20 protein-coding genes are annotated in these 22,199 nt (G+C 27.3%); 18 read left to right on the forward strand and 2 right to left on the reverse strand.

Annotated features, from left to right (window positions below):
- Positions 1-63: 63 nt before the first annotated feature.
- From OM90_RS02845 to OM90_RS02870, 6 genes are all read left to right on the forward strand, one after another.
- Complete coding sequence (locus tag OM90_RS02845; protein ID WP_058485381.1) at positions 64-369, forward strand: ArsR/SmtB family transcription factor; 306 nt, start codon at positions 64-66, stop codon at positions 367-369.
- 193 nt (positions 370-562) lie between these two features.
- Positions 563-1,615: an ACR3 family arsenite efflux transporter gene (gene arsB, locus OM90_RS02850; protein ID WP_058485382.1), complete on the forward strand. Its 1,053-nt coding sequence runs from the start codon at positions 563-565 to the stop codon at positions 1,613-1,615.
- Between the two features lie 268 nt (positions 1,616-1,883).
- Positions 1,884-4,154: a 5-methyltetrahydropteroyltriglutamate--homocysteine S-methyltransferase gene (gene metE / locus OM90_RS02855; protein ID WP_058485383.1), complete on the forward strand. Its 2,271-nt coding sequence runs from the start codon at positions 1,884-1,886 to the stop codon at positions 4,152-4,154.
- Positions 4,155-4,156: 2 nt separating this feature from the next.
- On the forward strand, positions 4,157-5,020 hold the full coding sequence (metF, locus tag OM90_RS02860; protein ID WP_058485384.1) for a methylenetetrahydrofolate reductase [NAD(P)H]: 864 nt from the start codon (positions 4,157-4,159) through the stop codon (positions 5,018-5,020).
- Positions 5,021-5,165: 145 nt separating this feature from the next.
- The gene (locus tag OM90_RS02865) at positions 5,166-5,522 is read left to right on the forward strand and encodes an ArsR/SmtB family transcription factor (RefSeq protein WP_058485385.1); all 357 of its coding nucleotides are present in this window, start codon (positions 5,166-5,168) and stop codon (positions 5,520-5,522) included.
- Between the two features lie 25 nt (positions 5,523-5,547).
- Entirely contained in the window at positions 5,548-6,516 is a 969-nt protein-coding gene (locus OM90_RS02870) for a permease (protein ID WP_058485386.1), read from the forward strand.
- 130 nt (positions 6,517-6,646) lie between these two features.
- Here OM90_RS02870 and OM90_RS02875 read toward each other — a convergent pair whose 3' ends face one another.
- A complete protein-coding gene (locus OM90_RS02875) occupies positions 6,647-7,567 on the reverse strand; it encodes a LysR family transcriptional regulator (RefSeq protein ID WP_058485387.1) in 921 nt (306 codons plus the stop codon).
- Between the two features lie 329 nt (positions 7,568-7,896).
- Here OM90_RS02875 and lepA point away from each other — a divergent pair, with 329 nt between their 5' ends.
- From lepA to thiI, 11 genes are all read left to right on the forward strand, one after another.
- Positions 7,897-9,705 (forward strand): translation elongation factor 4, encoded by a 1,809-nt coding sequence (gene lepA / locus OM90_RS02880; protein WP_058485388.1) that lies wholly within the window; start codon positions 7,897-7,899, stop codon positions 9,703-9,705.
- Between the two features lie 3 nt (positions 9,706-9,708).
- Positions 9,709-10,851 (forward strand): radical SAM family heme chaperone HemW, encoded by a 1,143-nt coding sequence (hemW, locus tag OM90_RS02885; protein WP_058485389.1) that lies wholly within the window; start codon positions 9,709-9,711, stop codon positions 10,849-10,851.
- Between the two features lie 99 nt (positions 10,852-10,950).
- Positions 10,951-11,985, forward strand: a complete 1,035-nt coding sequence (gene hrcA, locus OM90_RS02890; RefSeq protein ID WP_058485390.1) for a heat-inducible transcriptional repressor HrcA — start codon at positions 10,951-10,953, stop codon at positions 11,983-11,985.
- A gap of 34 nt (positions 11,986-12,019) precedes the next feature.
- Positions 12,020-12,664, forward strand: a complete 645-nt coding sequence (gene grpE, locus OM90_RS02895; RefSeq protein WP_242860848.1) for a nucleotide exchange factor GrpE — start codon at positions 12,020-12,022, stop codon at positions 12,662-12,664.
- Positions 12,665-12,703: 39 nt separating this feature from the next.
- The gene (gene dnaK / locus OM90_RS02900) at positions 12,704-14,563 is read left to right on the forward strand and encodes a molecular chaperone DnaK (RefSeq protein WP_058485391.1); all 1,860 of its coding nucleotides are present in this window, start codon (positions 12,704-12,706) and stop codon (positions 14,561-14,563) included.
- A 205-nt stretch (positions 14,564-14,768) separates the two neighbouring features.
- Positions 14,769-15,932 carry a molecular chaperone DnaJ gene (dnaJ, locus tag OM90_RS02905; RefSeq protein ID WP_456297650.1) on the forward strand — a complete coding sequence of 388 codons (1,164 nt, stop codon included), beginning with the start codon at positions 14,769-14,771 and terminating at the stop codon, positions 15,930-15,932.
- Between the two features lie 20 nt (positions 15,933-15,952).
- Positions 15,953-16,903 (forward strand): 50S ribosomal protein L11 methyltransferase, encoded by a 951-nt coding sequence (gene prmA, locus OM90_RS02910; RefSeq protein WP_242860849.1) that lies wholly within the window; start codon positions 15,953-15,955, stop codon positions 16,901-16,903.
- Positions 16,904-16,907: 4 nt separating this feature from the next.
- On the forward strand, positions 16,908-17,645 hold the full coding sequence (locus OM90_RS02915; RefSeq protein WP_058485394.1) for a 16S rRNA (uracil(1498)-N(3))-methyltransferase: 738 nt from the start codon (positions 16,908-16,910) through the stop codon (positions 17,643-17,645).
- Positions 17,646-17,648: 3 nt separating this feature from the next.
- Positions 17,649-18,017 carry a response regulator gene (locus tag OM90_RS02920; RefSeq protein WP_058485395.1) on the forward strand — a complete coding sequence of 123 codons (369 nt, stop codon included), beginning with the start codon at positions 17,649-17,651 and terminating at the stop codon, positions 18,015-18,017.
- Between the two features lie 70 nt (positions 18,018-18,087).
- Entirely contained in the window at positions 18,088-19,242 is a 1,155-nt protein-coding gene (locus OM90_RS02925) for a cysteine desulfurase family protein (protein ID WP_058485396.1), read from the forward strand.
- A gap of 14 nt (positions 19,243-19,256) precedes the next feature.
- On the forward strand, positions 19,257-20,432 hold the full coding sequence (thiI, locus tag OM90_RS02930; protein WP_058485397.1) for a tRNA uracil 4-sulfurtransferase ThiI: 1,176 nt from the start codon (positions 19,257-19,259) through the stop codon (positions 20,430-20,432).
- A gap of 31 nt (positions 20,433-20,463) precedes the next feature.
- Here thiI and OM90_RS02935 read toward each other — a convergent pair whose 3' ends face one another.
- Positions 20,464-20,697 (reverse strand): HPr family phosphocarrier protein, encoded by a 234-nt coding sequence (locus OM90_RS02935; RefSeq protein WP_058485398.1) that lies wholly within the window; start codon positions 20,695-20,697, stop codon positions 20,464-20,466.
- 110 nt (positions 20,698-20,807) lie between these two features.
- Between OM90_RS02935 and mtaB the strand changes: the two genes are divergently transcribed.
- Entirely contained in the window at positions 20,808-22,118 is a 1,311-nt protein-coding gene (mtaB, locus tag OM90_RS02940; RefSeq protein ID WP_058485399.1) for a tRNA (N(6)-L-threonylcarbamoyladenosine(37)-C(2))-methylthiotransferase MtaB, read from the forward strand.
- Positions 22,119-22,199 lie beyond the last annotated feature (81 nt).

Raw genomic sequence — 22,199 nt, forward strand, 5'->3', positions numbered from 1 at the left:
ATTGACAATCATCGATATATAAGTTATCATATCGATGATGATAGATTTGACAGGAGGGATTTTATGGATGATTTCAAATATATTGCTGATATATTTAAAGCGTTTTGTGATGAAAGTAGATTAAAAATTATAAAAGCACTTCAATCTGGAGAAAAATGTGCTTGTACATTATTAGAGGAAGTACCTATAGCTCAATCTACTTTGTCACATCATATGAAAATTTTAGTAGAGAGTACTATTGTTAAAAGTAGAAAAGAAGGTAAATGGACTTATTATAGTTTATCTGATAAAGGTAGTGCAGAAGCTATAGAACTACTTAGAAATATTCTAAAAAAATCCGAAGATTATAAAACATATGCAAAATGTTAGTAAAAAAATTATTATAAATCATATTTAAATCCTATAGAATTTTTATCACTACGATAAATAAAGGAATGAGATATAAGAATTAAAAAGATTAAACAAGTGTCAAATTTATTTATTGGGAATAGATTTATATTGGAATATAAATAAGTAATAGATTGACTTTTAAAATTTAAAAAAATAGAAAAGAGGGATAATAATGAGTAAACAAAAATTAGAAGGCATAAGCTTTTTTGAACGTTATTTAACTTTATGGGTTGCTCTGTGTATGGTTATAGGGGTTTTGATTGGAGAGTATTTACCTTTTATTCCAGAGTTTTTAAGTAATTTTGAATTTGCAAATGTATCAATACCTATAGCAATTTTAATTTGGCTTATGATTTACCCAATGATGATGAAAGTAGATTTTAATAGTATAAAAAATGTTGGGAAAAATCCAAAAGGTCTTTTTGTGACATGGGTTGTAAATTGGTTAATAAAGCCATTTACTATGTTTGGAATAGGATATTTATTTTTTAATATTATTTTTAAAAATTTGATTTCGCCTGATTTAGCATCAGATTATCTTGCAGGAGCAGTACTCCTTGGAGCAGCTCCCTGTACTGCTATGGTATTTGTATGGAGTCATTTAACTAAAGGAAATCCAGCTTATACTGTTGTTCAAGTAGCAACTAATGATTTAATTATTTTAGTTGCTTTTACACCTATTGTTGCATTTTTGTTAGGAGTAAGTGGATTTACAATCCCATTGGCAACACTTATTCTTTCAGTAGTTCTTTTTGTGGTAATTCCTCTTACTGGCGGAATATTAACAAGGAATATAATGATTAAAAATAAGGGTGAAGATTATTTTAAAAATACATTTTTACCAAAATTAAACAATGTAACTATTAGTGGATTATTGATTACACTTATTTTAATTTTTTCATTCCAAGGACATGTAATTTTAGAAAATCCAATTCATATTATTCTTATTGCTATTCCATTAATCATACAGACTATGTTAATTTTTGGAATAGGATATGGTGCTAGTTATTTTTTAAAATTACCCCATGATATAGCAGCTCCTGCTGGAATGATTGGAGCATCGAATTTTTTTGAACTAGCAGTAGCTGTTGCTATATCCTTATTTGGGGCAGAAAGTCCTGTTGCTTTAGCTACTATTGTTGGTGTTCTTGTAGAGGTTCCGGTTATGTTAATGCTTGTACGATTTGCAAATAGCACAAAAGGATGGTTTTGTAAAAAAGTATAAAAATTATGATATAAAATATTAAAAAGTTAATAAGAAAATAAAAAGGTTCAAGTTTTATGTATTTTAAGGTAGCTTATATAGGCTACCTTTTTGTTATGTTATTTAGAAAATTAATAATTTATCTATTAAATTTAATTTTTATATAAAATTATATAGAGTTAATAAAAACATAGATTTTAACTATGACAAAGTATAATTAATGAATATTACCCTATGACATAGTTTTATGATATTATTTGCATACAATAAATATTGAGGAGGGATTATTATAAAAACATCAGTAATAGGATATCCAAGAATAGGGGAGTTAAGAGAATTAAAATTTGCAACAGAAAAATATTTTAAAGGAGATATAACCCAAAAAGATCTTAAAAATATTACTTGTGATCTAAGAAAAAAGCATTGGAAAATACAAAGTAATAATAAAATAGATTTTATTCCATCAAATGATTTTTCATTATATGATAACTTTTTAGATACTGCTGTTTTGTTAAATGTAATACCAAAAGTTTATAAACAACTACAACTTAATCCACTAGATGAATATTTCGCAATGGCAAGAGGATATCAAGGAGAAAAGGGTGATGTTAAAGCTCTTGCCATGAAAAAATGGTTTAATACAAATTATCACTATATTGTTCCTAAAATAGAAGATGATACAAAAATTTCTCTAGTTGGAACGAAACCTTTTGATGAATATTTAGAGGCGAGTAATTTAGGGATATCAACAAAACCTGTAATTATTGGAGCATTTACCTTTTTAAAATTATCTAAATTTACAGGGAAAAAGACAGCCAAGGATTTTATATCAGATATTATTAAGGCATACTCAGATATTATTAAAAAATTTAATGAATTAGGAGCAAAATGGATACAATTTGATGAACCAGCTCTTGTTTTAGACTTAAATAAAGAAGATATAAATATGTTTAATAAAATTTATGAAGGGATTTTATCAAATAAAAATAATATCAAAGTATTACTACAAACTTATTTTGGTGATATACGTGATTGTTATGCTAAAACAATTGAATTAGATTTTGATGGAATAGGGCTTGATTTTATAGAAGGAAAAAAGACATTGGAATTAATTAAAACACTGGGCTTCCCTAAAGATAAAGTTCTTTTTGCAGGAATTATTAATGGGAAAAATATATGGAAAAATAATTACAATAAGACTTTATCATTAATAAAAGAATTAAAAAAATATTGTAAAGAAGTAGTTTTAAGCACTTCATGCTCATTACTTCATGTCCCTTATACATTAAAGAATGAAGAAAAACTTGATGAAAAATACAAAAAATATTTTTCATTTGCAGAAGAAAAACTAAGAGAACTTTATGAATTGAAAAAAATATTATCTAGTAATAATGAAAAAGATATTAGCGAATTTATTAAAAATAAAAAAATATTTGAAGAACCTAGAGACTGTAGTAATTATGATGTTAAATTTAAAATAGAATCTCTTATAGAAGATGATTTTAATAGATATCCCAATTTTAATGAACGAGAAAAAATTCAAAAACATGAGTTTAAATTTCCTATTTTACCTACTACTACAATTGGTTCTTTCCCTCAAACAGAAGAGGTTAAAAAAAATCGCTCTAATTATAAAAAGGGAAACATTTCATTGGAGAAATATAAAGAATTTAATAAGAAACAAATTTCAGAATGTATAAATTTACAAGAAAAAATAGGAATTGATGTACTTGTTCATGGAGAATTTGAACGAAATGACATGGTAGAATATTTTGGAGAGAATCTTGAAGGATTTATAATTACTGAAAAGGCATGGGTACAATCCTATGGTACTCGTTGTGTAAAGCCGCCTATAATATGGGGAGATGTTTATCGTTTGAGGCCAATAACAGTAGATTATTCTGTATATGCACAATCTCTAACAAAAAAATATGTAAAAGGTATGTTAACAGGTCCAGTAACTATTTTAAATTGGTCTTTTCCTAGGGAAGATATTTCTCTTAAAGAAAGTGCTTTTCAGATTGCTCTAGCTATAAGAGAAGAAGTTCTTGATTTAGAATCAAATGGAATAAAAATTATTCAAATAGATGAAGCTGCTCTTAGGGAAAAATTACCTCTCAGAAAAAAAGATTGGAATAGTGAATATTTAGATTGGGCTATACCAGCATTTAGACTGACTCATAGTGGAGTAAAACCTACTACACAAATTCATACTCATATGTGTTATAGTGAATTTTCTGATATAATAAAATATATTGACGAAATGGATGCAGATGTGATAACCTTTGAAGCATCAAGGTCTGATTTAACTATTATTGATACTTTAAAAGAAAATGGTTTTAAAACAGAAGTTGGTCCAGGAGTATATGACATTCATTCTCCTAGAATTCCAAGTGCATCAGAAATTAAAGAAATAATATTAGAAATACTCAAAAAAATACCTAAAGAAAAATTATGGATTAATCCTGATTGTGGCTTAAAGACAAGAGAATATAAAGAAGTGGTGCCAAGCCTTGAAAACTTAGTTTCTGCAGTAAAAGAAATAAGAAGGAGTTTATAATTATGAAAACTTCGGAATTTTTTAAAAATAAAAAAGTTTTTTCTTTAGAAGTGTTTCCGCCGAAACGAACAGATTCTATAGATACTATTTATGATACAATTGAAAAATTAAAAGATATTTCTCCAGACTTTATAAGTGTTACTTATGGAGCGGGGCAAAGTAAAAATAATAAAGAGACGATAAAGATAGCTTCTACTATAAAAAATTCTTATAATATAGAAAGTATTGTACATTTACCTTGCATTAATTTTTCAAAAGAAGATATTTTAGAAATTTTAAACAATTTAAAAGAAAAAAATATAGAAAATATACTTGCATTACGTGGAGATATTAATCCTAATTTTAAGCCCAAAGGTGATTTTAAATATGCCAGTGATTTGATTTCATTTATAAAAGAAAATGGAGATTTTAATATAATCGCAGCTTGTTATCCTGAAGGACATATGGAATGTCCTTCAATAGTTGAAGATATTAAAAATTTAAAAATTAAAGTTGATGCTGGAGCAAACCAACTAATAACACAATTATTTTTTAATAATGATTATTTTTATTCATTTAGAGAAAGAGCTACTATTGCTGGAATTAATGTTCCTATAGAGGCAGGGATAATGCCTGTTGTAAATAAAAAACAAATTGAAAGAATAGTTAGTCTTTGTGGTGTAGACCTTCCTAAAAAATTCATTCATATATTAGATAAATATGGAGATAATCCCGAAGCCATGAGAGATGCTGGAATAGCGTATGCTATTGACCAAATAGTTGATTTGATAACTCAAGGAGTTGATGGAATACATTTATATACTATGAATAATGCATACGTTGCATTGCGTATTTATGAAGCAATTCATTCTTTGCTTCTTACATAAAAGCCTCTACTTAATTAAAGTAGAGGTTTTTTATCTGAAAAATAGTTAAAGAAGTTGTTGACAAAGAATAATATAACGAATACAATACTTATATACCCATATGAGTATATAAGTATTGTATTATGATAAAAAGAAGGGGATAATTATGAATAACTTAACAGATTTTTTTAAAATTATGTCCGATGAAACTAGACTTAGAATAGTTATTTTACTTGCTCAAGAGGAATTATGTGTATGTGAGATATGTGGTATTTTAGAACTTTCACAGCCTAAGGTTTCTAAACATTTAGCAAAACTTAGAGATAAAGGTTTTGTTAAAGATAAACGAAAAGAGCAATATATTTTTTATTCCTTAGAAATAAAAAATAAGATATTTAAAAATTTAATAAAAGATATTATAGATAATATCCAAGAATATCCACAATTAAAATTAGATAGTGATAGATTAGTGGATAAAGAAAAGTATATAAATTTATGTAATATAAATGACATTAAAAATTAGAATATTTAAAAAGGAGATGATTTAAATGTTTACTTGGTTAGATTATTTAGTAAAGCTATTTGTAGAAAATATATTAAACATATCCATGGAAACAAAATTAGGATCTAGTGTACATTTCTTTTTCTATGATACTATAAAAATTATTATTTTATTAGGAATAATGATTTTTGCCATATCCTATATAAGAAGTTATTTTCCACCTGAAAGAACAAAGAAGATTTTAGAAAAATTTAGTGGGATAATAGGAAATATTATGGCATCTTTATTAGGTATAGTTACCCCTTTTTGTTCATGTTCATCAGTTCCTATTTTTATAGGATTTGTAGAAGCAGGTATTCCTTTAGGAGTAACCTTTTCATTTCTTATTACATCCCCTATAGTAAATGAAGCAGCTTTTGTTGTACTTTTAGGGACATTGGGTTGGAAAATAGCAGTGGTTTACGTTATTACTGGAGTTATTGTAGGTATCGTAGGAGGAGTGCTTATAGGGTCTCTTAAATTAGAAGGAGAAGTAGAAGAATATGTTTATCAGATTAAAGCAGGAGAGGTGGAGATTGAAAAGTTAACTCATAAACAAAGAATACGTTTTGCCCTTGATAATGTAAAAGATATCATAAAAAGAGTTTGGTTATTTTTATTAATTGGTATAGGAATAGGAGCATTTATTCATGGTTGGGCTCCTGAAACATTATTAGCAAAGTATGCAGGTCCTAATAATCCCTTTGCAGTTATTGTAGCAGTAGTTTTTGGAATACCTCTTTATTCTAATGCATTAGGGACAATTCCTATTGCACAAGCTTTAATTGATAAAGGCGTAGGAATAGGAACAGCACTTTCCTTTATGATGGCTACAACAGCTCTATCCTTACCTGAAATAATTTTATTAAAAAAGGTTATTAAGCCTAAATTAATAGGAGTTTTCGTTGTTATTACAGGAATTGCAATTATATTAGTAGGATATTTATTTAATTTAATTGCTCACTTATTAGTTTAAAATATATTTTATAATATTTTTTAAATTTTTAATTCGTTATTTTTTTAAAACTAGATTTTAGAGAAAATGGACTTACTAAATGTAAGTCCATTATTTTATAGTTATTATAAATTTTAAAATATAGATTATGTTAATGTATATCATATCCATATTTAGAAATAATATTTTTTAATTTTGAGATATACTTTAATGCCATGGAGCTTAAATGAACTTTCTCATTTGAAATCCAACCAACTCGCATTTTTTCATCAGTTTTAAGAGGGACAGATATAATATTATCACCATTTAAATCTGTACTTAAAACTCCAGTAGAAATAGTATACCCATTTAGTCCAATTAAAAGATTAAATAAAGTGGCTCTATCACTAACATATATAGTTTTCTTTTTTGGAATAGTACTTAAAATTTCTTCTGCAAAATAAAAGGAATTATATTCTCCTTGTTCAAAAGCTAAAAATGGATAGTTTTCTAAATCTTTAAGAGTGACTATTTTATTCTTAGAAAGAGGATGTTTTGAACTAATAAATACATGGGGATTAGCTTCAAAGAGTGGGTTAAATACTAAATGATTTTCTTTTAATAACTTGGTTATTACTTTTTCATTGAAATCACTTAAATATATAATGCCAATCTCACTACGTAAATTTTTAACATCTTCAATAATTTCATAGGTTCTTGTTTCACGAAGAGTAAATTCATATTCATCTACATCTAAGTCTAATAATAGTTCTACAAAAGCATTAACGGCAAAAGCATAATGTTGAGTAGAAATTGAACAAAGTTTTTTAGAAGGTTTTTTACCCATATAATGTTTTTCCATAAGTTCAGTTTGTTCAATTATTTGTCTAGCATAAGAAAGAAATTCAGATCCATCAGTAGTTAAAGATATTCCTTTTGTGGTACGATTAAATATTTCTATATTAAATTCTCTTTCTAGTTCTTTAATAGCATTTGAAAGACTTGGTTGAGTAATAAATAATTGCTTTGCAGCTTCAGTAATTGAACCACATTCAACTACTTTAATAACATATCTTAATTGTTGTAAAGTCATATCATCACCTTTGGCGTATTTTATATTATTATAGACAATTATTATATAATTATCAATAATAATTATCAGTAAAGAATTTTAGTAATTTGATTTTTATAAATTAGCGAAAAACCTTTAAAGAAATTTTTAATATTTTATGATTTTAAATAATAATTCCATATAAAAAGTTATAATAATGGGTTTTATATGGCATAATTAATAATGATATTGAGCCTTAACTTTCCCTATGTTATAATATATTAATGCAGAGCATAAAAGCCAACTGTTAATTAGCAGTTGGTTTTATTCAGGCTAAATATAAGATGAATTATATTAAGGAGGACAAAATAATGCCCCTTTCTAAACAAAAAAGGACTCGTAATTTTTGTATTATTGCACATATAGATCATGGGAAATCTACGTTGGCAGATAGAATTATCCAAAAGACTGGATTATTAACAGAACGAGAAATGCAAGAACAAATTTTAGATAATATGGATTTAGAAAGAGAAAGAGGAATCACTATAAAAGCCCAAGCAGTTCGGTTAATATATAAAGCTTCTGATGGAGAAGAATACATTTTTAATTTGATAGATACACCTGGACATGTAGATTTTACTTATGAGGTTTCAAGAAGTTTAGCAGCCTGTGAAGGAGCAATTTTAGTAGTGGATGCTGCTCAAGGAATAGAAGCACAAACTTTAGCTAATGTTTATCTGGCTCTTGAAAATGATCTAGAGATTATGCCTGTAATTAATAAAATAGACTTACCTAGTGCAGAACCAGAGCGGGTAAAAAAAGAAATAGAAGATATTATAGGAATTCCTGCAGAAGATGCTCCACTTATTTCTGCAAAATCAGGAATTAATATAGAAGAAGTATTAGAAAAAATTGTCACTACTATTCCAAGCCCAGAAGGAAATGTTAATAATCCATTAAAAGCTTTAATTTTTGATTCAGTATATGACCCTTATAAGGGAGTAATAGCTTTTTGTAGAATAAAAGAAGGTATGATTAAAAAAGGTATGAAAATTAGAATGATGTCAACTGGGAAGGAATATGAAGTAAATGAAGTAGGTTTTTTTGGTCCAGGAAGATTTATTACTACAGAAGAATTAAATGCTGGAGATGTAGGGTATATAACAGCTAGCATTAAAAATGTAAAAGATACTAGGGTAGGAGATACAATTACTGATGCTAACAATCCTGCAAAAGAACCTTTGCCAGGATACAAAAAGGTAAATCCAATGGTTTATTGTGGTATGTATCCAGCAGATGGTTCTAAATATGAAGATTTAAGAGAAGCTTTAGAAAAACTTCAGTTAAATGATGCATCTTTAGTTTATGAACCTGAAAATTCTACAGCCTTGGGCTTTGGATTTAGATGTGGATTTTTAGGATTACTTCATATGGAAATTATTCAAGAAAGATTAGAAAGAGAGTATAATTTAGATTTAGTAACGACAGCTCCTAGTGTTATATATAAAGTATATAAAACTAATGGAGAAGTTATAGATTTATCTAATCCTTCAGATCTTCCGGATTCTTCTGAAATTGAACATATGGAAGAACCCATTGTAAAAGCTGAAATAATTGTTCCTACAGATTATATTGGAGCTGTTATGGAGTTAGCTCAAGAACGTAGAGGAGAATATATAGGAATGAATTATCTTGAAGAAACTAGAGCAGTTCTTACCTATAATCTTCCTTTAAATGAAATAATATATGATTTTTTTGATGCTTTAAAATCAAGAACTAGAGGATATGCTTCTTTTGATTATGAATTAATCGGATATCATCCATCAGATTTAGTAAAACTAGATATTATGGTTAATAGAGAAATAGTAGATGCTCTTAGTTTTATTGTTCATAAAGACAAAGCTTATGAAAGAGGAAGAAAGATAGCAGAAAAACTAAAACAGGAAATACCAAGACACTTATTTGAAATACCTATTCAGGCAGCTATTGGTAATAAAATAATTGCTCGTGAAACTATTAAAGCTATGAGAAAAGACGTTCTTGCTAAATGCTATGGTGGAGACATTAGTCGTAAAAGAAAATTACTTGAAAAACAAAAAGAAGGGAAAAAAAGAATGCGCCAAGTTGGAAATGTAGAAGTTCCTCAATCTGCATTTATGAGCGTATTAAAGTTGGAGTAAACAATGGAAAATAAAATTAGTTTATATATTCATATACCATTTTGCAAATCAAAATGTTATTATTGTGATTTTGCTTCTTATGCCAATAAAGAAGAGTCAATGGAAGATTATGTATTAGCTTTAGTTAATGAAATGAGAAATTATGGAGAGTTATTTAAAAATAATAAAATAGCTACTGTGTTTATAGGAGGAGGAACACCTACTATTCTTCCTCTTAAACTATTAAAAAAAGTTTTAAAAAATATATTTGTGAATTTTAATATAGAAAATAATGCTGAAATAACTATAGAAGCAAATCCAGGAACATTAAATCATGATAATCTTAGTTTACTAAAAGAATTTGGAGTTAATAGATTAAGTATTGGACTTCAAGCTTATCAAAATAATTTATTAAAAAAAATTGGAAGAATCCACACAGTAGAAGAATTTATAAAAAATTTTTTATTAGCAAGAAAGTTAGGATTTAATAATATAAATATTGATTTAATGTTTGCGTTACCAAATCAAACCTTAAAAGATTGGATAGTAACCTTAAAAGAAATAACTAAATTAAATCCAGAACATATTTCTTGTTATAGTTTAACTATAGAAGAAAATACTCCCTTTGGATTACTAGAAAAAGAAGGAAAGTTAAAAAAAGCAGATGAAGAAATAGATAGGAAAATGTATCATTATGCTCAAAAATATTTGAGTACAAAAGAGTATATTCAATATGAAATTTCTAATTTTTCAAAATTAGAATTTGAAAGTAAGCATAATTTAACATATTGGACGTATAAACCATATATAGGTATAGGATTAGGAGCTCATTCTTTTCTTGAGGGGAAGAGATATCATAATACTTATAATTTATCTAAATATATTAAATCCAATGGTGAAATAAATAAATTAAAAGAGGATATTGAAGTACTTTCACCTAAAATGCAATATGCCGAGTATATTTTTTTAGGACTTAGACTTTTAAAAGGCATAGATGTTACAGAATTTTATAATCAATTTAAAATTTCTTTTGATGAATTGTTTAAAGAAAAAGTACATAAACTTATTAATTTAGGACTTTTGGAAAAAAATAAAGAAAATATAAGACTAACTCATAAAGGAATAGATTTGTCTAATATAGTTTTTTCAGAATTTTTACCAGAATAATTCATAAACATCTTGACAAATGGATTATAGGGTGGTATTTTAAATGTAAGTTAGCACTCACAGTAGATGAGTGCTAACAACCTAGGGGGAAGTGGTTAGATGAATTTAGATGATAGAAAAATAAAAATTTTAAATGCTATCATAAAGGATTATATATCTACTGGAGAACCCGTGGGGTCTAGAACTATTTCTAAAAAGTATGAATTAGGAGTAAGTTCGGCCACCATAAGAAATGAAATGTCAGATTTAGAAGAATGGGGATTTATTATTCAACCTCATACATCAGCGGGACGAATTCCTTCAGATAAAGGATATCGTTTATATGTAGATCAGTTGATGAAAATTGAAACAATTAATGAAAGCAGCATTAAAATGATTGAGTATTTATTAAAGCAAAAAATTGATCAAATTGATTTATTAATGAAAGAAGTAGCAAAGCTGTTGTCATTAATTACAAATTATACATCTATGGTTTCAACACCGCAGATTCAAAAAACTAGATTAAAACATCTTCAACTTATTCCTCTAGATGATAAGTCAGTTGTATTAATTATTGTGACAGATGCTAATCTTGTGACTGATAATGTAATTAAAATGGATGTAAAAGCAGACCAAGAAACTTTAAATAAATTGTCTGCTATGTTAAACGAATCTCTTAAAGGACTTAATATAGAACAAATAAATCTTCCTCTTATTCAAGAATTAAAAATTAAAATGGGAGTATATGGTGAAATAGTAAATCCTATATTAGATGCTATTGATAAAACTATTAAAACAAGTAGTACTCCAGATATATATTTAAGTGGCTCAATGAACATATTAAATTTTCCTGAATTTAGCGATATTGAAAAAGCAAAACAATTATTTTATACTTTAGAAGAAAAGGATTTGCTAGTATCAATTTTATCAAAACATAATTCTAATGGTATAAAAATTACTATTGGTTGCGAAAATGAAATAGATGAAATTAAAAACTGTAGTTTAATTACAGCTTCTTATACTATCGGTGGAAGAAGTGTAGGAACAATAGGAATTATTGGTCCTACTAGAATGCAATATGAAAAAGTTGTTTCTTTATTATCTTATATGTCAAATAATATGGATAAATTATTAAATAAAATTTTAGATGGATAAAATAAGAAAAATATAATGAAAAGGGTTGAGAGAAGTGGAGAATGAAAAAAATATTAAAAGTGAATGTATAAATGAAACAAAAAATAATGAAAAAACCGAAGAAGAAACTAAAGAAAAAGCTCAAGACAATATTTCTTCTGAAGAAGAATCCATAAAAAATGATTCTCCAGAAGAAAATATTTCTAGCAAAGAGGAAGATAAAGAAGAGGTTTCTACAGAGGAAGAACTTAAATTAAAATTAGAAGAAAAAGAAAAAGAAATAGATGATTTAAAAGACCGACTTCAAAGGGTAATGGCAGAGTTTGATAATTTTAGAAAGAGAACAGCAAAAGAAAAAGCTGCTCTTTATGATGATGGTGTAAGAGATACTGTTGAACAAATATTACAAATAATTGATAATTTTGAAAGAGCTTTAGCAGTTGGAGAAAAGGAAGATAAAGATAATCCATTTTTACAAGGAATGGAAATGATATATAGACAATTTAAAGAAATTTTAACTTCTATAGGTGTGGAAGAAATTAAAGCTGTAGGAGAAACTTTTGATCCTAATTTACATAATGCAGTTAGTCATATAGAAGATGAGAATTTTGGAGAAAATGAAATAGTAGAAGAGTTTCAAAAAGGATATATTTTTAAAGATAAGGTTATTAGATATAGTATGGTAAAAGTAGCAAATTAAAATAGTAATAATAAGATAGTATAATAAGGAGGATAAATTATGGGAAAAATAATTGGTATTGATTTAGGAACAACAAATTCTTGTGTAGCTGTAATGGAAGGTGGGAAACCTGTTGTTATTCCAAATTCTGAAGGGGCAAGAACTACTCCTTCTGTAGTTGCCTTTGCTAAAAATGGCGAAAGATTAATAGGAGAAGCAGCAAAACGTCAAGCAGTTACTAATCCTAATAAAACAGTTATTTCTATTAAAAGACATATGGGTTCAGATTATAGAGTTCAAATTGATGATAAATCTTTTAGTCCACAAGAAATTTCTGCTATGATACTTCAAAAATTAAAAGCAGATGCAGAAGCGTATTTAGGTGAAACTGTAAAAGAAGCAGTTATTACAGTTCCTGCTTATTTTTCTGATAGTCAAAGACAAGCTACAAAAGATGCTGGAAGAATTGCAGGATTAGATGTAAAAAGAATTATAAATGAACCCACAGCTGCAGCTTTGGCTTATGGTCTAGAAAATGAAAAAGAACAAAAAATAATGGTATATGATCTTGGAGGAGGAACTTTTGACGTATCTATAATAGAAATTGGAGATGGAGTTATTGAAGTTCTTGCAACTAGTGGAGATAATCATTTAGGTGGAGATGATTTTGATAATAGAATTATTAATTATCTAATAGAAGAGTTTAAAAAAGCAGAAGGAATTGATTTAAGTCAAGATAAAATGGCTATGCAACGTTTAAAAGAAGCAGCTGAAAAAGCTAAAAAAGAATTATCTACTGTAACAACAACAAATATAAATTTGCCATTTATAACAGCTAATCAAGAAGGTCCTAAACATTTAGATATAACTTTAACTAGAGCTAAATTTGATGAATTAACAGCTGATTTAGTTGAAAAAACTATGGGACCTGTTAAAACAGCTCTTTCAGATGCAGGACTTGACACTTCAGATTTAGATAAAGTTATTTTAGTAGGAGGTTCAACTCGTATTCCTGCAGTGCAAGAAGCTGTTAAAAGATTAACTGGTAAAGAACCTTTTAAAGGTATTAATCCAGATGAATGTGTTGCAATTGGAGCATCAATTCAAGGAGGAAAATTAGCAGGTGACGCAGGAGCAGGAGATATACTTCTTTTAGATGTTACGCCTCTTTCTCTTGGAATTGAAACTTTAGGAGGAGTAGCAACAAAATTAATCGAAAGAAATACAACTATTCCTACAAGAAAAAGTCAAATTTTTTCAACTGCAGAAGATAACCAAACAGCCGTTGATATTCATGTAGTTCAAGGGGAACGTCCAATGGCAAAAGATAATAAAACTTTAGGACGTTTTAGATTAGATGGAATTGCTCCAGCTCCAAGAGGAGTTCCACAAATTGAAGTTACTTTTGATATAGATGCTAATGGTATAGTTAATGTTTCAGCAAAAGATTTAGGAACTGGTAAAGAACAACATATTACAATTACTGCAAGTACTAACTTAAGTGAAGAAGAAATTGAAAGAGCTGTTAAAGAGGCAGAACAATATGCAGAACAAGATAAAAGGAGAAAAGAAGCAATAGATGCAAAAAATGAAGCAGAGTCTATGGTATTCCAAACAGAAAAAACATTAAAAGAACTAGGTGATAAAGTAGAAGCAGGAGATAAGACTAAAGTAGAAGAAAAGCTTAAAAATTTAAAAGACCTTCTTGCGAAAGTTAATGTGGAAACTATAACTGATGCACAAGTAGAAGAACTTAAAAAAGCTAAAGAAGATTTGACTAATGCATTTTATGAAATTTCTTCAAAACTATATCAACAACAAGCTTCTCAAGGAGGAACAAATCCAAATTCTAACACAACGCAAGGAAATGGCCAAAATGGCCCAGATGATGTTGTAGATGCGGATTATAAAGAAGTATAATAAATAATAAAAAAAGCCAAAGAGTAATTCTTTGGCTTTTTCTAAGTAAAAAATTTGATTTTATCATTTTATAATTATAAAATATATAAAATAAACTATAAAATTATATTTAATTTTTTATAAAAAACTTGAACAAATACAGGATAATTAAATATAATTTTAAAGGATAAGATATATGTAAAATTGTAATACTTTAAATTGGAAGGTGAAAAAATTGGCGCAAAAAGATTATTACGAAATATTAGGAATAGATAGAAATGCCACTGATGCTGATATAAAAAGAGCATATCGTAAGTTAGCCAAAAAATATCATCCAGATATGAATCCTAATAATAAAGAAGCTGAACAGAAATTTAAAGAAATTAGTCAAGCGTATGAAGTTTTAAGTGACCCACAAAAGAGAGCTAAGTATGATCAATTTGGTCATGCAGCTTTTGAAAATGGAGCAGGTTCTGGAGCAGGTGGATTTAGTGGATTCGATGGTTTTGGCATGGGAGATATATTTGGAGATATATTTGGAGATATATTTGGCGGAGGTATGGGAAACAGAAGACGAAATGGTCCTATTAAAGGAGCAGATGTCCGTGCTAATGTTAGTATTTCATTTAAAGAAGCAGCTTTTGGTACAGAAAAGGAAATTAGATTATCTTTATGGGAAAATTGTGAAACTTGCCATGGTACGGGAACAAAACCAGGAACTCATAAAGAAACTTGTAAACACTGTGGTGGAACAGGAGAAATTAGATATACTCAAAATACATTTTTAGGTACTATGACCAGTGTTAGAACTTGTGATGTATGTAAGGGAGAAGGGAAAATTATAAAACATCCTTGCCATACTTGTTCTGGTAAAGGAAAAGTTAGAAAAAACAAGACAATTAAAGTAAGTATTCCTGCAGGAATTGATAATGGTCAAAGTATAAGAATTCAAGGTAAAGGGGAACCAGGAGAAAAAGGAGGACCTAATGGAGACCTTTTTATTACAGTATATATAGAAAAACATCCTATATTCGAAAGAAAGGGAAACGATATATATTGCGAAATTCCTATTACTTTTGTTCAAGCAGCCTTAGGAGCAGAATTAGTTGTTCCAACATTAGAAGGTAATGTTAAGTATACAATAAAAGAAGGAACACAAACAGGAACTGTATTTCGTTTAAGAGGAAAAGGAATTCCTCATCTTAGAAATCCTAAAATAAGAGGAGACCAATATGTTAAAGTAAAAGTAGATGTTCCTACTAAATTAAATGAAAAACAAAGAAAATTACTAGAAGAATTTGCCAATATAAGTGGAGATGAAGTTTATCAACAAAGAAAAGGGTTTTTTGAAAAAGTTAAAGAAGCTTTTGGAGAAGCATTTGGGAATTAAAAAATAAGGAGATGAAATTTTTGAAATGGGTTTGTATATCAATAAAAACAAAAACTGAAGCAGTAGAAGCAATATCTTATGGATTAACAGAGATAGGTATTTCTAGTATAGAAATTAATGATCCTAAAGATATTACTTCTATTATTAAAAATAAACAAAAAACAGATTGGGATTATATAGATGAAGATATTTTAAAAAATAAAGATATGGAAGAAGTTTTAATAAAGGCATATATACCAGAAGATAATCCCTATGAAGAAAAAATAATTCAAATTCAAGAAAAACTTAATAATATAAAACAATTTTTAGATATAGGAAAAGGAACAATAGAAATTGAAAAAATAGATGAAGAAAGATGGGTAAATTCATGGAAAAAATATTATAAGCCTATTAAAATTGGAAAAAACATTATTATAAAACCAACCTGGGAAGAATATATTCCTAAATGTAAAGATGAAATTATAGTTGAAATGGATCCCGGAATGGCTTTTGGTACAGGAACACATGAAACTACTTCTATGTGTATTGAAGCATTAGAACAATTTATATCTAAAGGAGATATAATTTTTGATATTGGATGTGGAAGTGGAATATTAGGAATTAGTGCTGCAAAATTAGGAGCTAAAAAAGTTATAGGAGTAGATTTAGACCCTAATGCAGTAAAAGTTGCAAAAAATAATGTAAAATTAAATAAAGTAGATAATATTATGAAAGTTTATGAAGGAAATTTATTAGATGTGATTACAGAAAAAGCAAATATTGTTGTAGCAAATATTATTGCAGATATAATAATTGAAATTTCTAAAAATGTTTTTAAATTTTTAAAACCTAAAGGATTCTTTATTTCTTCAGGAATTATAAAATCTAGACTTTCTGAAGTAAAAGAAACAATTATTAATAATAATTTTGATATTATTAATATATATGAAAAAGGAGAATGGTGTGCAATAATAGCCCAGATGAAAGAGTGATAATATGCATAGGTTTTTTGTAGAACCTACTCAAATAAAAAATAATAATATAAGTATTTATGGAGAAGATGTAAAACATATATCAAAAGTATTAAGATTAAAAAATAATGATAAAATAATAATTTGTAATGGACAAGGAACGGATTATGAGTGTATAATAAAAAATATTAATAAAGAAGAAATTGTTACAGAAATAATTTCTTCTCGTTCTTCTTCTGGAGAACCAAAAGTAAAAATAACTTTATTTCAAGGAGTTACTAAATCAGACAAAATGAATATAGTTATTCAAAAATGTGTTGAGATGGGGATTTATAAAATAGTTCCTGTCATTACTGATAGAACAATTGTAAAAATAGAAAATGAGAAAAAGGAAAAATCTAAATTATTACGATGGCAAAAAATTTCAGAAGCAGCAGCAAAACAAAGTCAAAGAGGAATTATTCCAAATATAACAGAAATTATTACTTTTTCTGAAGCTATAAAAGAAGCGAAAAAAATAGATTTTAAAGTAATAGCATATGAAAAAGAAAAAATAAATCATTTAAAAGATATATTTAAAAAGTTTGAGGGAAGAGATATTGCTATATTTATAGGACCTGAAGGAGGATTTACAGAAGAAGAAATATCTCTTGCAAAAGAAAATAATATTATCCCTATTACATTAGGAAAAAGAATTCTTCGTACTGAAACTGCGGGGTTATTTCTTTTATCAATTATGATGTACGAAATAGGAGAGGTGTGAGTTATGTCAAATTTAACATTTTTAGTAGTAGATGATGCAATTTTTATGCGTACTGTTCTTAAAAAAATGCTATCTGAAGAAGGTTTTTCAGTAGTAGGAGAAGCAGGTAATGGATTAGAAGCAATTGAAATGGCGGCTAAGCTTAAGCCCAATGTTATTACATTAGATATTACAATGCCTGAAATGAATGGAATAAATGCGATTCCAGAAATTTTAAAAGTAAGTCCTGAATCAAAAATTATTATGTGTTCAGCTTTAGGACAGCAGGCTATGGTAGTAGATGCTATTAAAAAAGGAGCAAAAGATTTTATTGTAAAACCTTTTGAAAAATCAAGGGTACTCCAAGCAATTAATAATGTAATAAAAAAATAATAAGCTGGTAGGATATCCTGCCAGTTTTTTTCTGAAAATAGATTTTAATATTTTGTAAAAAGGTGATAATATGAAAGAAATATATTTTGATAATGCAGCGACCACAAAGGTTTCTTCTTCAGTTGTAAAGAAAATGATTGATATATTTGAAAAAGATTATGGTAATCCATCATCTCTTCATATAAAAGGAGTAGAAGCAGAGAAATATATAAAAGAAACTACAAAGATACTTTCTTCATTATTAAATGTTTCAGAAGATGAGATATTTTATACTTCTGGGGGAACGGAGTCAAATAATTTATCTATTATTGGAACAGCTCGTGCTTATCATCGAAGGGGAAAACATATAATTGTATCAAAAATAGAACATCCTTCGGTTTATCGTGTTTTTAAATATTTAGAAGAGGAAGGATTTGAAGTATCATATGTATCTGTAGATTCTTCAGGATATATTAATGAAGATGAATTAAAACAACTAATAAGACAGGATACAATTTTAGTTAGTATTTTGCATGTAAATAACGAAATTGGAACAATACAAAATATTGATAGAATAGGGAAAATAATAAAATCTACAAATAAAAATACAATATTTCATGTAGATGCTGTTCAGTCCTTTGGGAAAATTAAAATACCAGCAAAAAAATGGAATATTGATTTATTAAGTATTAGTTCTCATAAATTCCATGGTCCTAAAGGAATAGGAGCTCTTTATAAAAATAAGGAAATACGATTAAAACCTTTGATTTTTGGAGGTAATCAACAAAAAGGGCTTCGCTCAGGGACTGAAAATGTTCCTGGAATAGCTGGATTAGGAATAGCTGCAAAGAATGCATATGATGATTTAGAAAATATAAATAAACATTTATATTCCCTAAAAAATGAACTTTGGAAAGGAATAAAAGAAAATATTAGTGATGTTTATATTAATGGGCCAGAGATAAAAAAAGGAGCTCCTCATATTTTAAACATTAGGTTTGATGATATTAGAGGAGAAGTTTTACTTCATGCTTTAGAAGCTAAAAAAATTTATGTTTCAACTGGTTCTGCGTGTTCTTCAAATCAACCACATCCTAGTGATACTTTAATGGCTATAGGATTAGATAATAAAAAGATACAAGGCTCTGTAAGATTTAGTTTTTCAAAATACAATACTTTAGAAGAAGTAGAATTATGTGTTCAAGCTTTAAAAGAAATAGTATCTACACTTCGCATGTTTAAATGAGGAGGAAATAAAATATGAAAAATATTTATCTTATAAAATACGGAGAAATTGCAATAAAAGGTAAAAATAGATATTTGTTTGAAAATGCGTTAATTACAAATATAAAAAGAAGTATCAAAGAATTAGGGAATTTTCATATTCAAAAAGACCAAGGAAGAATACTTGTAGAACCAGAAGAAAATATAGATTCAGATAAAATCATGAATAGATTAACAAAAATATTTGGAGTTGTAGGAGTATGTTTAGGAATAAAAAATGATAATATTAATATGGAAACTATAAAAGAAACAGCACTTTCTCATATGAAATCAGTATGTGAAAATAATAAATATACATTTAAGGTAGAAACTAAACGTTCTGACAAAAATTTTCCGCTTAATTCTATGGAAATATCCAGGGAAGTAGGAGCATATATTTTAAAAAATATGGGTGAACAATTAAAAGTAGATGTTCATAACCCAGAGATAAGATTAAATATTGAACTTAGAAATTCTATTTATGTATATTCTAAAGTTGTTCCAGGTCCAGGAGGAATGCCTGTTGGAACTAATGGGAAAGCTATGCTTCTTTTGTCAGGAGGGATAGATAGTCCCGTAGCTGGATGGATGATTGCAAAAAGAGGAGTGGAAATAGGAGGAATTTATTTTGACAGTCCTCCTTATACTAGTGAAAGAGCTAAACAAAAAGTAATTGATTTAGCAAAACAAATTGCAGTTTATACAGGAAAGTTTAAGTTATATATTGTACCATTTACAGATATACAATTAGAAATTTATAAAAAATGTCCTCATCAACAGTTAACTATTATAATGAGAAGAATTATGATGAAAATTTCAGAAAAAATTGCTAAAAAAGAAAATGCTCAAGCTTTAGTTACAGGAGAAAGTATAGGACAAGTGGCTAGTCAAACAATTCAAAGTTTAACGGTAACTAATGCAGCAGTTAATTTGCCAGTATTTAGACCTCTTATTGGATTTGATAAAGAAGAAATAGTGACCATGGCTAAAAAAATAAATACTTACGAAACTTCGATTCTTCCATATGAAGATTGTTGTACAATTTTTGTACCTAAACATCCTGAAACAAAACCAAAATTAGAATATATTTTAAAGTCTGAAAAAGCATTGGATAACATACAAAATATGATAGAAGAGGCTATTGAAAAATCAGATGGTATTATTATAAAATAAAGTAATTAATCCACTCTAAAGAGTGGATTAATTATTGTTCTATATATTTATTAATTTCAGCAATTACATCTTCAGCGACAGCGTCATTATGAATATCTAATTGTAGAGGAGAACTTAAATCCAAACTAAAAATACCCATAATAGATTTAGCGTCAACTTTATATCTACCTGAAGATAAATCAAAATCTCCCTCGTATTTTCCAATAATGTTAACAAACTTTTTTACTTTCTCAATAGAATTTAAAGAAATTTTAATAGATTTCATATTATTACCTCCTAAAATTTAAACATCACTATTATTATACTATTAATAGTAAACTTATAATAATTTTTTGTCAATTTGTAAAATAAAATTAATATAAAGGAGAAGAAAAAATGTCAAAAGTAGCTTTCTACACTTTGGGATGTAAAGTAAATCAATATGAAACAGAAGCAATGATTGAATTATTTGAAAATGATAATTATGAAGTAGTATCTTTTGATGAATATGCAGATGTATATGTTATTAATACTTGTACTGTGACAAATTTAGGAGATAAAAAATCAAGACAAATGATAAGAAGAGCTAAAAAAATTAATCCAGATTCAATAATAGCTGTAGTAGGATGTTATGTTCAAACAGCTCCTAAAGAAGTTGAAGCAATAGAAGGGGTAAATATTATAATAGGAACAGATAATAGAAGTAGAATTATTGAATTAATTCATGAATATGAAAAAAAACATAAAAAAATTAACATAGTAAATGATATAATGAATGTAAAACAATTTGAAGAATTAGGAGTTAATAAATTAGAAGGGAAAACTCGTGCATATTTAAAAATTCAAGAAGGATGTAATCAATATTGTTCTTATTGTATTATTCCATATGCAAGAGGGCCTATAAGAAGTAGAAAACCTGAAAATATAGTAAAAGAAGTAAAAACTTTAGTAGATAATGGATTCAAAGAAATTGTTTTAACAGGCATTCATATTGCTTCTTATGGGAAAGATTTAGATGAAGATATTAATTTATTAAAAATAATCAAAATGGTACATACTATAGATGGATTAAAAAGAATTAGGTTAAGTTCCATTGAACCATCTATTATAACGGAAGAATTTGTAAAAGAAATAAAAATACTTCCCAAAATATGTCCTCATTTTCATTTATCTCTTCAAAGTGGATGTGATGCAACATTAAAAAGGATGAATAGGAAATACAATAGTACTCAATATAGAAAATCTGTTGAATTATTAAAACAAAACATACCTAATGTAGCTATTACAACGGATATAATTGTAGGTTTTCCCGGAGAAACAGAAGAAGAGTTTAATCAATCTTATAAATTTGTAAAAGAAATAGGGTTTTCTCAAATTCATGTTTTTAAATATTCTCCAAGAAAAGGCACTCCTGCTGCTAAAATGTCAAATCAAATTGCTTCTAATATAAAAGATGAAAGAAGTCATAAAATGATTACATTAGGTGAAAAAATGCAAAGAGAATTTTTATTAAAACAACTTGGGAAAAATTTAGAAGTTTTATTTGAAAATAAAGTAGAAAATAAACAAAATTTTTATGAAGGATATAGTACAAACTACTTAAAAGTATTAGCCTTTTCAGAAGAAAATATAGAAAATAAAATCTTAAAAGTAAATATCAAAAAATTAGATGAGAATACATTAAAAGGAGATATTAAAAGTTATTAAAGTTATATTTTTAAATATAAAATTGCAAGTTATTTTTATTTGCACAAATAATAGTTTTATATTATCATATAATTGTGTAAG

It is taken from the genome of Defluviitalea phaphyphila (genome assembly GCF_001466305.1).
GTDB lineage: Bacteria > Bacillota > Clostridia > Lachnospirales > Defluviitaleaceae > Defluviitalea_A > Defluviitalea_A phaphyphila.